Genomic DNA, 15,618 nt, shown 5'->3' with positions numbered 1-15,618 from the left:
ATGCATTGGCGCGCGAGGCAAGCATCATGAAGATCAGTTTTGTCGTCGCTGTCGCGGAGAATGGCGTCATTGGCCGGGAAGGGGGGATGCCATGGCATCTTCCCTCTGATCTCAAGCGCTTTCGCCAGCTCACGATGGGCAAACCGATCATCATGGGCCGAAAGACCTATGATTCGATCGGGCGTCCCTTGCCCGGCCGGGACAATATCGTGATCACCCGGTCCTTGACCTTCGCGCCGGAGGGCGTGTTCGTGGTGCGCTCGACCGAGGCGGCTTTGCGGCTCGCCGCCGCCAGGGCCGTCGAGCGCAATGCTGATGAAATCGCCGTGATCGGGGGATCCGCCATCTTCCGGGAGATGCTGCCCATGGCGCATCGCATCTATTTCACCCGCATCCACGCCTCACCGCCCGGCGATGTCTATTTCCCGGACTTGCCGCGCGATGAGTGGCGGGAGGTCGAGCGCCACAGCTATGCGGCCGAGGAGACTGACAGCGCGGATGCGACGCTCATCATTTTCGAGCGCCAGCAGGTGCGGGGCCGATAGGCGATCGATGCGCGATCTCCCCAGCACTCTGGATGTGGTCGTCATTGGGGCCGGTGCTGCCGGCATCGGGGCTGGCCACGCCCTTGCGAGGCTGGGGCTCAGCACGGCTATTCTGGAAGCACGGGCGCGCGTTGGCGGGCGCGCTCATACGGATTTGGACAGTCTCGGTGTTGCCTGGGACCGGGGCTGCCACTGGTTCCACACCGCAGATCGCAATCCCTTGCGCGTTCTCGCCGATCGGCTGGGTCATGCTTATGAGCGCGAAACCGGCAGGCCACCGGCGATCGCCACATTCATGGACGGGCGCTGGTCGTTCGGTGGCGCGGTGCGCGAGGCCGTCTGGAACGCGCTGGATCATGTCAGCGCGGAAGGCGCAAAGGGCCGCGATGTTGCGGCGGCAGATCTGCTCGATCGTTCAGATCCGCTCGGGCCGCTCATCCGGCACTGGTTCGCCCTGATGACCTCGCGGGAGCCTGAGCAGATCTCGGCTGCGGATTTCAGCCGCTATGACGAAAGCCATGTGAACCTGCCGGTCAGTGGCGGCTATGGCGCGCTGATCGCGCGGATCGCCGCAAATCTGCCGATCGCGCTCGGGGTGGTTGCGCACAGGGTCAGCATCGGCACGGGCGATGATCCCGTCGTGGTGGACACGGACCAAGGCACCGTAAAAGCCAAGGCCTGTATCATCGCGGTGCCATCGCGGATCTTGGCGGAGAAGCGGCTGCGGCTCGAGCCTTCGCTGCCCGATTGGCTCGAGCGGGCGCTCACGGCCGTGCCGATGGGGCATTACGAAAAGGTGGCGCTGTTGTTCGATAAGCCGATCGCCGCGCCCCAACCTGTCCGCTATCTCGACATTTTCGATCCGGTCTCGTCCCAAACCTCGCCCCTCAATTTCGAGATCTCTCCGTTCGGGCGCCCGATCGCGATCGCGCATCTCGCCGGAGATCAGGCACGAGACATGGCTGCGGCCGGCGAAGAAGAGATGATCGCCTTCACCATCAACACGCTCGCGCGGGCTTTCGGCGAGGGCATTCGCGGCCATGTCCGCAAAGCTGTGGTGACGGATTGGGGAAAAAGCCCCTTTACTCTGGGCGGCTATTCCTGTGCACTTCCGGGAGAGGCCGACCAGCGCCGGCAATTCAGCCGGCCGGTCAATGAGCGCGTTTTCCTGGCGGGCGAATATCAGAGTGAGCATGGCTTTGCCACCTGCCATGGCGCTTATATTTCCGGCATTGATGCGGCCCAGCGGGTAGCGGAAACGCTCGGCCGTGCAGGATTGGCCCCCGATCCGCTGTGGCTTGCTCCGGGGGCCCTCAGCTCTTCGGGGCTTACTCCAGCGGAACGGGCACGAGCAATGGAAGGGATGAGATGACGATGCAAGCTGCGGTCTACCGGTCAGTGCTGGAGGAAATCGGCAATACGCCGCTGCATGAGGTGACCCGGCTCGATACCGGCAAATGCCGGCTGTTCCTCAAGCTCGAGAACCAGAATCCCGGTGGCTCGATCAAGGACCGGATCGGCCGCTCCATGATAGAGGCGGCGGAGCGCTCGGGCGCCCTCAAGCCGGGCGGCACAATCATCGAGGCAACCGCAGGCAATACGGGGCTCGGCCTTGCGCTGGTTGCGGCGCAGAAGGGCTATAAGCTGGTGCTGGTCGTTCCCGACAAGATGGCGCAGGAAAAGGTGTTCCACCTGCGCGCCATGGGGGCGGAGGTCATCAATACCCGCTCGGATGTGGGCAAGGGACATCCGGAATATTACCAGGACATGGCCGCACGATTGGCTGAGGAGAATGGCTGGTTCTATGTCAACCAGTTCGAAAATCCCGCCAATCCGGCAGCGCATGAGGCAACCACCGGGCCTGAGATCCTCGCGCAATGCCAGGCGGCAGGCGTCATGCCCGATGCGATCGTCTGCGGCGTGGGCTCCGGTGGCACCATCACCGGGGTGTCGCGCTATTTCGCCAAGCACAGTCCGACCACGGCATTCGTGCTCGCCGATCCGGTGGGCTCGATCCTTGCCGATTATGTGGAGACGGGTGAGGTCAGCACCGAGCTTGGGTCATGGTTGGTGGAGGGCATCGGTGAGGATTTCATTCCGCCAATCGTCGACCTTTCCAGGGTGAGCAAGGCCTATTCCATCTCCGATGCTGAAGCCTTCCGGACGGCGCGGGAATTGCTGCGCGTCGAAGGCATTCTCGCCGGCTCGTCCACCGGCACACTGCTCGCCGCGGCGCTACGCTATTGCCTGGAGCAGAGCGAGCCCAAGACCGTGGTGACCTTGGTCTGTGACAGCGGCAATAAGTATCTGTCCAAAATGTTCAACGATTTTTGGATGCTGGACAACGGGCTGCTCGACATGCCGCAGCATGGTGACCTGACCGATATCATCGCGCGCAAGCATGCGGAGCAGCAGACCGTGACCATCACGCCGAAAACGCCGCTGATCCAGGCCTATCGGCAGATGAAGCTGCATGAGATCTCGCAGCTGCCGGTGATTGACAATGGGGGGCTGGTCGGCATTCTCGACGAGGAAGACCTCCTGAGCCATGTTTGGCGCAATGGCGGTGCCTTCACCGGCGAGGCCAAGGACGCCATGACCTCCGACCTCATCAAGGTGAATGCGACCGACAGCCTGGAACAGGTGCTCGATATCGTCGGCCGCGGCATGGTGGCGCCGGTCATGCGCGATGGCGCATTCCAGGGGCTGATCACCAAGATCGATATACTCAATCATCTGCGGCTCAACGCGCAGAGCTGAGCACGGCCCCGAGCCAATACACTCGATTGCTGTCATCTGGCCCTGGATGCTCTGGTCAAGCCAGGGCATGACAATCCAGCGCATTTCATCATCGGGCTCGACCCGATGATCCAGGAGCGCGAGGGGAAAGCGCTTATCCATATTGCTCGGGATGCTCGGCTCAAGGCCGAGCATGACGGTGGGCGGAGGTGGATGGCCGAGCCATGACGTCGTGGGCGAATGCTTGCGGCTTTGCTGTTCGCAGCTTATGAGGCTTAAAGCAGAACCACTCTCCAAAGAGGGCCATCGGTGTCTACCCCATCCAACCGCCAGGGCTTTGCGACGCGCGCCATCCATGCCGGCCAGGCGCCAGACCCCTCGACCGGCGCGATCATGACGCCGATCTTCGCAAGCTCAACCTTCGTTCAGCAGAGCCCTGGGGTTCACAAGGGCTACGAATATTCGCGCTCGGGCAACCCGACCCGCAAGGCGCTGGAAGACTGCATTGCCGATCTCGAGAATGGCGCGGCTGGCTTCGCCTTCGCCTCAGGCCTTGCGGCATCGGGCACGATTCTCGAACTCTTGAATGCGGGGGATCATGTCATTGCGGGCGATGATCTCTATGGGGGCAGCTACAGGCTCCTCGAAAACGTGCGCAAGCGCAGTGCCGGGATCACGACGAGCTTCGTTGATGTTTCCAATATCGAGGCCGTCGAAGCGGCGATCACCCCGAAGACAAGGATGATCTGGGTCGAGACGCCCACCAATCCGCTGCTGCGGATCGTCGATCTCGTCGCAATCGCTCAGCTTGCCCGCAAGCACGGCCTCATCTCGGTTGCGGACAATACTTTCGCATCCCCCTATCTGCAGCGGCCGATCGAGCACGGGATCGATGTCGTGGTGCACTCCGCCACGAAATATCTCAATGGCCATTCCGACGTGGTGGGCGGGGTTGCGGTGGTGTCGGGCACGACGGCGCACGGCGATCTCAAGCAACGGCTCGGCTATCTCCAGAATGCCGTCGGGGGCGTCATGTCGCCGTTCGATGCCTTCCTGGTGCTGCGCTCGCTCAAGACCTTGCCGGTCAGAATGGAGCGCCATTGCGAGAATGCCATGATCATCGCGCATTATCTCGACCAGCATCCGAGGATCAGCCACGTCTATTATCCCGGTCTCAAGCACCATGCAGGCCATGACATCGCCACGCGCCAGATGCGCGCCTATGGGGGAATGGTGACGGCAGTGCTCAAGGGCGACCTCGCGGATGCGCGCCGGTTCCTAGAGCGCACACAGCTCTTCGCGCTGGCCGAAAGCCTCGGCGGGGTTGAGAGCCTCATCGAGCATCCGGCCATCATGACGCATGCCTCCATCCCGGCGGAGATCCGCCAGCAGCTTGGAATCCTGGACGGGCTCGTCAGGCTGTCGGTGGGGATCGAGGATCCGGATGATCTCATCCGTGATCTCGATCAGGCGCTGGCCTAACCTGCCATATTCACGATCTCGGTGATCAGCCGGCAGGGTGCTTGGCCCGCCAGTGAGCTTGCGGGTCTGCAGCCGGACTGGCACAGTCAGATCGATCCTGCTCACGAAGACGTTTGATCGCAAAGAGTGGAGCGCGGTCAGCGGCATAGACTTGCATAAGCCGTTCCCCTATACCAACACTCGCGATCTGCATGTATTTTCAGGACGTTCATCTCTAGCGAGGAAGGTTGAAAGCGGATGCCTTGGAGTAGTCAAGGCGGTGGTTGGCAAGGCGGCGGCCGTGGACCGTGGGGCCAGGGGCCTCAGGGTGGCGGACCCCGCAATTCTCCACCGGACCTGGAAGAGATCCTGAAGCGAGGCCAGGACCGGCTGAGAACGATCTTTCCTGGCGGGGGTGGCGCGGGTGGCGGCTCCAACAAGCTGGTGGTCTTCGCCGTCATCGCCGCGCTGATCGGCGTCTATCTCTGGAACGCAGCCTATCGCGTGCAGCCGGATCAGGTCGGCGTCGAGCTCCTGTTCGGCAAGGCCAAGCCAGGCGAAACGACACCCGGCCTTCATTTCATCTTCTGGCCTTTCGAAACGGTCGAGACCGTGCCGGCGCTGCGCACGAACCAGATGCGCATCGGCTCCCTGCAAGGCGGCCGCAACGATGATGCAGGCCTGATGCTGACGGGCGATCAGAACATCGTCGATATCGGCTTTACCGTGTTGTGGCGGATCAGCAATCCCCGCGAATATCTGTTCGATATTTCTCGGCCTGAGCTGCTCGTGCGCGTCGTGGCGGAAAGCGCCATGCGCGACGTGGTGGGGCAGACAACGGCTGAGGTCGTGCGCACCACTGGCCGCGGCGAAGTGCAGGAGTCGGTGCTGAAGCTGATGCAATCGACACTCGACAATTACAATGCAGGCATTCAACTGCTCAGCGTGAATATCGAGCGGGCCGACCCCCCGGCGGCTGTCTCGGATGCCTTCGAAGAGGTGCAACGGGCCAAGCAGGATCAGGAGCGCTTCATCGAAGACGCGCAGAAATACGCCAATCGCCGCCTGGGTGAGGCACGCGGTGAGGCTGCCCGCATCCGCGAGGAAGCAGAAGGCTACAAGGGCCGGGTCATCGCGGAAGCCGAGGGTTCATCGGAGCGCTTCGTGCAGATCTATAATGAATATGCCAAGGCTCAGGACGTGACGCGCCGCCGGCTCTATCTCGAAACCATGGAGGCGGTGCTTGGAGACTCGAACAAGGTGATCCTGGACCAGTCGGCCGGCCAGGGCGTGGTGCCCTATCTGCCCCTTCCCCAGATCGAGCAGAGGCGAACCCCTCCCGCGACATCTAGCAGCACGGGAGCCGGCCAATGAATCCAAGCATTCGTAACGGGCTGCTGATCATCCTGGCGGTGATCGCGCTGCTTGCCTATATGGCCACCTTCATCGTGGATGAGCGTCAGCGCGCTTTGGTGGTGCAGTTCGGCGAGATCAAGCGCGAGATCGACGAGCCCGGGCTCTACTTCAAGATCCCGGTCATCGAGAGCGTGGTCTATATCCCCCGTCCGCTGCAGTTCTTCGAGAGCAATGACAAGCGGGTGCAGGTGGTGGACGGGCGCAGGTATCTCGTCGACACCATCACCATGTATCGCATCGATAATGCTCGCCGGTTCCGAGAATCGGTAGAGGCCAATCAGCAGGATGCCGAGGACAGGCTCGAGACCTCGCTCGATGCGGCCTTGCGCGCAACCTACGGCAAGCGGTCCTTCGATGCGGCCTTGAGCCAAGAGCGCGAGCAGATGATGCGAGAAATCCGCGATGCCTTGATTCCGAGCGCGCGCGAGATCGGGATCCAGATCGTGGATGTCCGCATCAGGCGCACGGATCTTTTGCCAGAGGTCATGCAGAGTACTTATGACCGCATGAGCGCGGAACGCTTGGCTGAGGCCGAGCAGATCCGGGCGGTTGGTACGGAGCGCAGCCTGCAGATAAGGGCGCAAGCAGACCGTACCGCGGTACTGCTGGTCTCGGAGGCCGAGCGGGATGGCGAGATCACCCGGGGTGATGGCGATGCGGAGCGCAGCCGCATCTATGCGGAGGCCTATAGCCGCTCGCCCGAGTTCTTCGCGTTCTGGCGGTCGCTCGAGGCCTATCGCAAGAGCATGCAGGGCAACAATACGACCCTGGTGCTGAAGCCGGATTCGGAGTTCTTCTCGTTCTTCAACAATGCACAAGGAGAAGCCTCGCCGGCCCCGAATGGTGCGCCTCAGCCAGGGCCTGGCCCGGCCGGCGCTCAGGCAATATCGCCGGGCGCCTCGGCCGCGCCGGGAGGCGCCCCAGCGGCACCGCAGCCGGCACAGGCGGAGTGATGACGCATTTGTCGAGTGCATCATTGCTGCAATTGGCATAATTTAGATCGGCAGGCCTTGCCGCCTGCCGATCAGCGACGCCGCGGTTGCCGTGCTGGCTTGTCCGGCTCGCGCGCGCCGGCAGAAAACCGGAGATTCTCTCATGACGGGACCATGCCGCGCATTGTGTCTTTTCCGCTCGCGGCGGGTCTTCTGGTCGTGAGCTCAGGAGACAGGCGCCCGAGCAAGGCTCAGCGCACTCAAGAACTTCCTGACAAGACAAATGGGCTAAATTTCCCTTTTCTGGAACGAGGTAGATAGAATGCCGATGGGACGAACGTTCTTAGCCGAGATCGGAAATGCTCATCGGCGGACATTCCGATCGGTGGTCGCGGCGGTCTTCGTGGTTCTTGCCGTGGGTGGAATGCCCGCTGACGCCGCAGGACCACAATCGGTGGCCGATCTCGCTGAGCGTCTGTCTGGTGCGGTTGTCAATATTTCGACCACCCAGAAGCTCGAAGGGCGTGAGGCCGTGCCCATGCCCGATCTGCCGCCGAATTCGCCGTTCCGCGAGTTCTTCGAGGAATTCTTCAACCGGCAGCAGCGCGGCCAGAATGGAATGCCCGAGCGCGAGCAGCAGGCCAACTCCCTCGGCTCGGGATTCGTGATTGATCCCTCGGGTCTCGTGGTGACCAACAATCACGTGATCACGGGGGCCGATAAGATTCAGGTCAATTTCGCCGATGGGCGCAATCTCGATGCGGAGGTTGTCGGTCGGGACGCGAAGACTGACCTCGCCTTGCTGCGGATCAAGCCGACGAGCCCGCTGCAGGCGGTTGAGTTCGGCAATTCCGACCAATTGCGCGTCGGCGACTGGGTGATGGCGATCGGCAATCCGTTCGGTCTGGGCGGCTCGGTGACGCTGGGCATCGTCTCGGCCCGCAATCGCGACATCAATGCCGGGCCTTACGATGATTTCATCCAGACCGATGCGGCGATCAACCGGGGCAATTCGGGTGGGCCGCTGTTCGACATGAACGGCAAGGTCATCGGCATCAACAGCGCGATCATCTCGCCGACGGGGGGGTCGATCGGCATCGGCTTTGCCATTCCCTCCACCACTGCGCAGGCGGTCATCTCCCAGTTGCGCGAACATGGAGAGGTGCGCCGCGGCTGGCTCGGGGTGCGCATCCAGAACATCACGGACGAGATTGCCGAGAGCCTTGGCCTGGCAGACAGCCACGGGGCGCTGGTGGCCGAAGTCACGCCGGGCGGTCCTGCGGCTGCGGCTGGAATTGAAGCGGGCGACGTCATTCTCGAGTTCGACGGCAAGCCTGTGACGGCCATGCGGAACCTGCCAAGGATCGTTGCCAATACGCCGATCAACAAGCAGGTGCCGGTCATCGTCATGCGCAATGGCGAAAAGAAATCGCTTTCGGTGGTGGTGGGCGACCTCAAGGTGGGCGAGGAGGACACGTCCGTCGATGAGCCGGAGACGGCCGAGCCTGAAGAGACGCCGGTGCCGGAAGCCAAGACCGTCGATCAGCTCGGGCTGAAGCTCGGCATCCTCACGGATGCGCTGCGTGAGCAGTATCAGATCAAGGAAAGCGTGAGCGGCGTTGTGGTCACCGAGGTGACGCCGGGCGGGCCGGCTGCCGAAAAGCGTCTGCAGCCCGGTGATGTCATTGTCGAGGTCGGTCAGCGGGAGGTGCAAACTCCTGATGATGTGGCCGAGCAGGTGGCGGAGATTGCCAAGAGTGGCCGTAAATCAGTGCTGCTGCTGGTTTCCAATGCGCAAGGCGAGCCGCGCTTTTTGGGACTGCGCCTCGGCGGGGATGCCGGCGAGTCGAAGCCGTAGCGGGCGTTGAAAGCGTAGCTGACATCCCACAAAAGCGTCATGCCCCGCCTCGAGCGGGGCATTCAGCAAGGGAAGGTGCGTTTGTCGCCGTGGCCCCTGGATCACCGGTCAAGCCCGGCGGTGCGTCGGTTGGCCCTGAAGCACCGGTCGGGGCTTTAGTTACCAGCCGGCTTCTGCTATCTGCCATATAGGATTGAAAGCAGATTGCCGGCTGGATTGGCCCAAATGAGATTGTTCCATTATTTTCGCAGCTCAGCTGCTTACCGCATCCGTATCGCGCTCAATATGAAGGGCATCGAGCGCCAACAGATCCCTGTGGACCTCATGGCTGGGGCGCAGCATGATCCGGAATATCGGGCTCTCAATCCGCAGGGGATGGTGCCGGCTCTCGACATTGGCCAAGAGACGCCGCTCACCCAATCCCTGGCCATTCTTGAATATCTGGAAGAGCGCTTTCCCGAGCCACCTCTGTTGCCACGCAACGCCGAAGCGCGCGCGCGTGTGCGAGCCCTGTCGCAGATCATCGTCAGTGACATCCATCCCTTGATCGCCATCAGGGTCACGCGCCAGCTTTCTGACCAGTTACAGGCAGATGAGGCGGCGATAGAGCAGTGGGTGCGCCATTGGATTCAGAGCGGCTTTGCGGCGCTCGAGCAGATGATCGGAGATGATGGGCATTGCTTCGGCGGCCAGACGACGATGGCTGATGTTTGCCTGGTGCCGCAGGTCGTCACCGCTCGACGGCTCGGCACTCCTCTCGATGACTTTCCGAAGGTGTGCAAAGTCGCTGATCTGTGCGGCAGCCTGCCAGCCTTTGCCATGGCGCATCCGTCACAGCAGGCCGAGGCGGGGGCCGAGTGATTCACTCAGATCACTGAGAGGGTGCACCGCCGAGCGCGGGACGCTGCCGGGCAGAACTCAAGCGCTGGACCAGGTGAACAACGGCGGGCTAGGCCTCCATCACTGCGCCCAGAAAATGCAGTATTGCTTGCCATTTGGCGTTTCGGCCCAGCTACCGCCAATCATCATGCAGCCGAATTCGCTGCGGGGGTTGCCCAGGAGCTGAGGTGAAGAGAAGACGAGCGCGCCGTAAAGGGCGCCCATGATCAAAAGAAGGCCGCCCAGCACAAACAGAAACATCTCGCGCCGGCGCAGTTCGGCCCGGAGCCGGCGCAATTCCGTCATCGCCAAGGTCGAGTTCTCGAGCCGGCGGGTGAAGTCGCGCCATTCGGCTCGCACCTTATCAAGGCGGCGGGTGCCCATGATGGCGCCCCGCTCGGCCGCATGGGAGACATGGCGCAGATCGAAGCTCTCCTGACCATGCAACTGGCCGGTCCTGGCCCATTCCGCGGTCTCGTCTGGTTCCTGGGCACGTAGCCCAGGCTCCGCTTCGGAAAAGTCAGGGCGATGCATATCGTTCAAGCGATGCTGGAGATAGGGCTCGTCATGTGCCTCCTGATGGCCGGGTTCAGCAAAGCCTCGCTGATCCAGAGGAGCTTTCGGTTCTTGCCAACGATCCGACCCACGCTCACTGAGCACGTCCAGGTCCTTCGCTCCCGCCAAAGTCGTTGCCCTCATCGTCATCGACATGTCCCACTCCCTCCGCAGTCACCCAACAACCGCAAGGCGCCAGCAGTCGAATCGCGGCTCCGCAGTGCTTCAACCTTAACTTTTTGTGTCCTTTCTGCAATTAAAAAGTGTATAAATTGGGATCTGTGCAACTATATAGAGCAGGAGAGGGGGCTCGGACGGGGGGCACCCGGCGCGCATGATCATCAGCAGAAATTCTGCTCTGCCGGCTGAGCTTTCGGTGCAATTCGTTACTGGAGGTAATCAGCGAGCGCGTCGAGCTTGAGGGTCCATACCGCTCCGAGCTGCCAGTTCTCCGAGCGCCCGCTCTCATCATTGATATTGGTGGTATGGGAGCCGCGCAGGCCTATCGATGAGCGGGGCCAAGTATAGCGGTAATTGACCGCGGTCTGATGATCCTCGCCGACAATGCCTGTTCCGGCGATCTGCTGACGATAGAGCCGTTGGCTCAGCTCGAGATTCTGGGGGCCGCGGGTCATGGCAACACCAAGCCGGACGGCCATGCTGGCTGGGGTGCTCGGGCCACTCGACTGGCTGACATCCACGCCTGGGGATAGTCGTCCCTGCCATTCGCCGACACCGAAGCGATAATGGAGGGTGCCCGAGGCGATGGAGTTGATGGTCGTGGCACCGTTCTTTACCCGTTCCACTTTCCCGCTGAGTTCGCCATCGACATTGTCGGCGATGCTCGCCGCCATCTTTAGATCAATCCCGTGGCCAATACGCCGTGCTGCCGCGCCGGCCGTTGTGTCGCGGACGGAGTAAGTGCCAACCCCAGTCGTCAGGCGGATCGGGCCGAGCGTAAAGGGGGCCTCCACGCGGAGCTTCGAGGAGCGGTTCGAGCCCGAGATGGTGGCATAGGAGCTTTCCGCAAGGCTTGCTTCCACCATGTAGCCCGCAACGGAAACGTTCCCGCGCGCCTCTATCTGGTCGCGGGAGTAGCGATTGTCCGAGCCCTCTTCGCTTGCGGAGAAGCTGTATGTGAAAGGCATATCCGCATTTGCGCTCAAGATCGGCTGGCGGATCATGCGGGCAGCCGCGGCGCGGCGACGTGCGTCATACATCGCCTCGCGCCGACGCTGCTCAGCCAAGCTCGCATTGATCTCCGGCAGGAGGTCGACACGGAATTTCAATCCGGAAACAGGAGGCGCATCGCTCTGGCAGAGGCTTACGGTGTGCTGCGCGGGATCTGGCGGGGGGGCCGACTCGCAGGGCGCTGCACCTTGGGCCAAACCATCCTCCTCCCGGAGGACCACCCAACTTCCAGGGTCGCGCTCTTGCGCTCGGGCGTCAGACATAATCCCTGCGAGGAGCAATGCCGAAACAACAATGTGCCGGGTGCGAATATGGGCGGGATCGTGCGCCACGACAGCCTTACCCCAGTGCTCGATATCACGATCTGGCCGGCATCTATGAAGAGGTGGGGGCAGTTGTGCAAATCACGATTTAGGGTAGGCAAGACCGGACCTTGGTCCGCTCTTGCCTGGCGTGTGAGATAAAGCGGTCAGTTGCCGCTGCCGGAGCCGCCGCCGGCACCGCCGCTGCCAGAGCCGCCGCCGGCACTGCCGCTGCCAGAGCCGCCACCGGTACCGCCCGTGCCACCGGTTCCGCCAGTCCCGCCCGTACCACCGGTTCCACCAGTGCCACCAGTGCCCGGATTGCCAGCGCTGCCGTTGTTCTCGCCCGTGTTGCCGGTGTTGTTGCTGCCGCCAGCGTTGTCTTCCGCGCTGCGCTCGTTATCCGCCTCGCAGCCGGGTTGGCCGGCTTGGCATCCTTCTGTGGAGGAGCCCGCATTGCTGCCCATCGGCGTTGTCGCCTGGCCAATGACCTGCTCCCCGGTGGTGCCGGTCTGCCCGGGGGTTGCCGCGACGCTCGGAGGCGTTCCCGGTGTCGTGTCGCCGGTCGAGCTCACTTGGGCATAGAGTGTGGTGCTGCCCAGGAGAATTGCCGCTGCCGTCAGGGGTGCACGTAAATAAAAGCTTCGCATCTGGTTCTCCCTATCGATGATGCCAAGAGAACAACAGCGCAAAATGGGGGTTCCGATTGTGGACCATTAAACGAAACGGCCGGAGGGACGGCGCTCCGTACGGTCTTTTCAGGCCTATTCCGGATGCGGAACCAAGCTTCAAGAGGAAATACTGGGAAGGCGAGGGTCAAGATGGTCGTCATGCGCCGATTGTCTCGATTATCGTCTCCAAGAACACAGCCCGCAGGGCGGCAACAGTCTTGTGACTGTTGTGCGACGTGGTGCAAGCCGTGCTCGGCTCCTCCGGAAAGCTGCCTACGCAGCCCTCAGTCAGGAACGGCTCTCAAATAATTGATGCGAAAAGCGAACTTGGTGGGGTGCTTGCATTGCGGTATAGTAATTTCTGTGAACAGGCTGTGATCTGGCATCGACGGCATTCTTGATCGCTCAGAATTGATCTAGACTGTGTCGGTTGCGCACGGTCCTCGAGATCGGGGGATCCTGTGAAGCGCGACTTTTCGCTGGGTAAATTCCATTGCCGCTTCTTGGCCCTCGTGTGCTCGGGGCAGCCATTTAAGCCCAAATATTATGCAGTCGACCAGGGTCGCGTTGCGTCGGCGGATGCCGGCATCATGAATTGTGTCGAGGGAGACTTCGGTAAGAGCCTCGAAAGGGGTTTGATGGCAAGATCAGGTCGTAGTCTCAAACGCAAGTGAGTTTTGCGCTGTCGCGCAGCTGGTCCAAAGGCCATCAGCAATCTTGCTGGCCACGGATACAGATGAGCAAAACAGCGTGTTGCGGATCTGTACTTGTGATGAAGATGGCTCGACTAGAAAAGTGGACGTTCGTAGGGGCGAGGCAGAGTATGTTGGCTGGGGCCCTATCTGAACCATCTAGCGAACTGCCGGGAGGTCTTGAACTGACCTCCAAGGCGGCTTTCTCACCACTGCCGAAGGGCCGAGTTGGTGGACGTGCTGAAGGGGCCGGCGTGAAGGCAAACGACGCAGATTGGCTGTTTTTCATCTGCGGCAGAGCGCCGGGCATGCGAGGAACTTTGGCGGCGGGAAACCGTTCACTCCAACAGGAGCCGACAGGCAGCGATCCCGATGACCCAACCCCGCCTGTCACGAGAGAGCATGATGCAAAGGAGAGAGTCCGACGTCTTTGATCTCTTTTCGGAGATCTACACGAGCGCAACGCGGGAGGAGATGAGCCTGCAGGAGTATCTGCTGGCCTGCCGCGATGACCCCTCGATGTATGCCACGGCGGCTGAACGCATGGTGGATGCCATTGGGGAACCGACCCTCGTCGATACGAGCAAGGACGAGCGTCTCGGCCGCATCTTTGCCAATCGAACCATCAAGATCTATCCGGCCTTCGCGGATTTCTACGGCATGGAAGACACGATCGAGCGGATCGTGGGATATTTCCGATATGCCGCGCAGGGTCTAGAGGAGCGCAAGCAAATCCTGTATCTGCTCGGACCGGTTGGGGGCGGCAAGTCGTCGCTGGCTGAGCGGCTCAAGAAACTGATGGAGCAGCGCCCCATCTACACCCTCATGATCAATGGACAGATCAGCCCGATCTTCGAATCGCCGCTCGGCCTGTTCCATCCGGATCGGATGGCGGATCTGCTGGAGGACAAATACGGCATCGCACGGCGGCGGCTCAGTGGGCTGATCTCACCCTGGGCGACCAAACGGCTCGACGAAATCAATGGCGACATCTCCAAGTTCAGTGTCGTCAAGTTGACCCCTTCACGGCTGCGGCAAATCGGCATCGCCAAGACCGAACCCGGCGACGAGAACAATCAGGACGTCTCCTCGCTGGTGGGCAAGGTCGATATCCGGCAGCTCGAGAATTTCAGCCAAGCGGACCCTGATGCCTATTCCTATAGCGGTGGGCTCAACCGGACCACGCAAGGTCTCTTGGAATTTGTCGAGATGTTCAAAGCGCCGATCAAGGTGCTGCATCCTCTGCTCACGGCAACCCAGGAGGGCAATTACAACGGGACCGAGAATTTCGGCGCCTTCCCTTATCAGGGCATCGTCGTGGCCCATTCAAACGAATCGGAATGGCTGCAGTTCAAGAACAACAAGAACAACGAGGCCTTTCTCGATCGCATCCTCGTGGTCAAGGTGCCCTATTGCCTGCGGGTGACGGAAGAGAAGAAGATCTACGAGAAGCTGTTGCGCGAGAGTGAGCTCGTCCACAATCCATGCGCACCGGAAGTGCTCGAGATCCTCAGTCGGTTTACAGTTTCAACCCGGCTCACGCCCCATGAGAACTCGCCGCTTTACACCAAGATGCGGGTCTATGACGGCGAGAACCTGAAGGACACCGACCCCAAGGCCAAGCCGGTGCAGGAGTACCGGGATGCCGCGGGCGTGGACGAGGGCATGACCGGGGTGAGCACGCGCTTTGCCTTCAAAGTGCTCTCGGAGACGTTCAACTATGACACCAAGGAGGTCGCGGCCGATCCGGTCCACCTCATGTATATCCTGGAACAGGCGATCAAGCGGGAGCAGTATCCGAAGGAGACCGAGGCGGCCTATCTCGATTTCATCAAGTCGGAACTGGCATCGCGCTATGCCGAGTTCATCGGACACGAGATCCAGAAGGCCTATCTCGAATCCTATAGCGAATACGGACAGAACCTGTTCGACCGTTATATCGCCTATGCGGATGCGTGGCTCGAGGATCAGGACTTCAAGGACCCGGACACCGGGCAGATTCTCAATCGCGAAGTTCTCGACAGCGAACTGTCGCAAATAGAGAAGCCCGCGGGCATCGCCAACCCGAAGGACTTCCGCAACGAGGTGGTCAAGTTCACCTTGCGGGCCCGCGCCAAGAACAATGGCCGGAACCCGTCCTGGACCAGCTATGAGAAGCTGAGGGACGTGATCGAGAAGCGGATGTTCGGCCAGGTGGAAGACCTTCTGCCGGTGATCAGCTTCGGCTCGAAGAAGGATAGCGCCACCGAGAAGCAACACGCTGAGTTCGTCCATCGTATGGTCGAGCGCGGGTATACGGAACGGCAGGTGAGACGGCTCGTCGACTGGTACATGCGTGTAAACAAGGCGGGTTAATGATGCGGACGAGCGGGTTTGC

Annotated in this window: 12 protein-coding genes; 9 read left to right on the top strand and 3 right to left on the bottom strand. The window is 61.4% G+C overall.

Features of this window, described 5'->3' with window-relative positions:
• Window positions 1-26: 26 nt before the first annotated feature.
• The 8 genes from RCF49_RS04165 (at window position 27) to maiA (ending at window position 9,812) form a co-directional block, all read left to right on the top strand.
• Window positions 27-545: a dihydrofolate reductase gene (locus RCF49_RS04165; RefSeq protein ID WP_342642785.1), complete on the top strand. Its 519-nt coding sequence runs from the start codon at window positions 27-29 to the stop codon at window positions 543-545.
• Between the two features lie 7 nt (window positions 546-552).
• Entirely contained in the window at window positions 553-1,917 is a 1,365-nt protein-coding gene (locus RCF49_RS04160; protein WP_342642784.1) for a flavin monoamine oxidase family protein, read from the top strand.
• Window positions 1,914-3,305 (top strand): pyridoxal-phosphate dependent enzyme, encoded by a 1,392-nt coding sequence (locus RCF49_RS04155; protein WP_342642783.1) that lies wholly within the window; start codon window positions 1,914-1,916, stop codon window positions 3,303-3,305. Before RCF49_RS04160 ends, RCF49_RS04155 begins: the two co-directional genes overlap by 4 nt.
• Window positions 3,306-3,593: 288 nt before the next feature.
• Complete coding sequence (locus RCF49_RS04150) at window positions 3,594-4,766, top strand: cystathionine gamma-synthase (protein WP_342642782.1); 1,173 nt, start codon at window positions 3,594-3,596, stop codon at window positions 4,764-4,766.
• 237 nt (window positions 4,767-5,003) lie between these two features.
• A complete protein-coding gene (hflK, locus tag RCF49_RS04145) occupies window positions 5,004-6,119 on the top strand; it encodes an FtsH protease activity modulator HflK (protein ID WP_342642781.1) in 1,116 nt (371 codons plus the stop codon).
• On the top strand, window positions 6,116-7,114 hold the full coding sequence (gene hflC / locus RCF49_RS04140; RefSeq protein WP_342642780.1) for a protease modulator HflC: 999 nt from the start codon (window positions 6,116-6,118) through the stop codon (window positions 7,112-7,114). Before hflK ends, hflC begins: the two co-directional genes overlap by 4 nt.
• 307 nt (window positions 7,115-7,421) lie before the next feature.
• Entirely contained in the window at window positions 7,422-8,951 is a 1,530-nt protein-coding gene (locus RCF49_RS04135; protein ID WP_432807387.1) for a DegQ family serine endoprotease, read from the top strand.
• A gap of 225 nt (window positions 8,952-9,176) precedes the next feature.
• Window positions 9,177-9,812 (top strand): maleylacetoacetate isomerase, encoded by a 636-nt coding sequence (gene maiA / locus RCF49_RS04130; RefSeq protein ID WP_342642778.1) that lies wholly within the window; start codon window positions 9,177-9,179, stop codon window positions 9,810-9,812.
• Between the two features lie 99 nt (window positions 9,813-9,911).
• Here maiA and RCF49_RS04125 read toward each other — a convergent pair whose 3' ends face one another.
• From RCF49_RS04125 to RCF49_RS04115, 3 genes are all read right to left on the bottom strand, one after another.
• Window positions 9,912-10,541, bottom strand: coding sequence for a hypothetical protein (locus RCF49_RS04125; RefSeq protein WP_342642777.1), 630 nt, complete (start codon window positions 10,539-10,541; stop codon window positions 9,912-9,914).
• A gap of 230 nt (window positions 10,542-10,771) precedes the next feature.
• Window positions 10,772-11,674, bottom strand: a complete 903-nt coding sequence (locus RCF49_RS04120; protein WP_342642776.1) for a hypothetical protein — start codon at window positions 11,672-11,674, stop codon at window positions 10,772-10,774.
• A gap of 371 nt (window positions 11,675-12,045) precedes the next feature.
• Complete coding sequence (locus RCF49_RS04115) at window positions 12,046-12,528, bottom strand: hypothetical protein (protein ID WP_342642775.1); 483 nt, start codon at window positions 12,526-12,528, stop codon at window positions 12,046-12,048.
• Window positions 12,529-13,646: 1,118 nt separating this feature from the next.
• Between RCF49_RS04115 and RCF49_RS04110 the strand changes: the two genes are divergently transcribed.
• On the top strand, window positions 13,647-15,596 hold the full coding sequence (locus RCF49_RS04110; RefSeq protein ID WP_342644115.1) for a PrkA family serine protein kinase: 1,950 nt from the start codon (window positions 13,647-13,649) through the stop codon (window positions 15,594-15,596).
• Window positions 15,597-15,618: the final 22 nt, after the last annotated feature.

This window comes from Rhodoligotrophos sp. CJ14, assembly GCF_038811545.1.
GTDB classification, from domain to species: domain Bacteria; phylum Pseudomonadota; class Alphaproteobacteria; order Rhizobiales; family Im1; genus Rhodoligotrophos; species Rhodoligotrophos ferricapiens.
This window is presented reverse-complemented; position numbering and strand designations above follow the sequence as displayed.

Excerpts from the sequence above, each read along its gene's own strand:
- RCF49_RS04165 (WP_342642785.1), top strand. The coding sequence starts at position 27 with ATGAAGATCAGTTTTGTCGTCGCTGTCGCGGAGAATGGCGTCATTGGC.
- RCF49_RS04160 (WP_342642784.1), top strand. The coding sequence starts at position 553 with ATGCGCGATCTCCCCAGCACTCTGGATGTGGTCGTCATTGGGGCCGGT.
- RCF49_RS04155 (WP_342642783.1), top strand. The coding sequence starts at position 1,914 with ATGACGATGCAAGCTGCGGTCTACCGGTCAGTGCTGGAGGAAATCGGC.
- hflK (WP_342642781.1), top strand. The coding sequence starts at position 5,004 with ATGCCTTGGAGTAGTCAAGGCGGTGGTTGGCAAGGCGGCGGCCGTGGA.
- hflC (WP_342642780.1), top strand. The coding sequence starts at position 6,116 with ATGAATCCAAGCATTCGTAACGGGCTGCTGATCATCCTGGCGGTGATC.
- RCF49_RS04135 (WP_432807387.1), top strand. The coding sequence starts at position 7,422 with ATGGGACGAACGTTCTTAGCCGAGATCGGAAATGCTCATCGGCGGACA.
- maiA (WP_342642778.1), top strand. The coding sequence starts at position 9,177 with ATGAGATTGTTCCATTATTTTCGCAGCTCAGCTGCTTACCGCATCCGT.
- RCF49_RS04125 (WP_342642777.1), bottom strand. The coding sequence starts at position 10,541 with ATGTCGATGACGATGAGGGCAACGACTTTGGCGGGAGCGAAGGACCTG.
- RCF49_RS04115 (WP_342642775.1), bottom strand. The coding sequence starts at position 12,528 with ATGCGAAGCTTTTATTTACGTGCACCCCTGACGGCAGCGGCAATTCTC.
- RCF49_RS04110 (WP_342644115.1), top strand. The coding sequence starts at position 13,647 with ATGCAAAGGAGAGAGTCCGACGTCTTTGATCTCTTTTCGGAGATCTAC.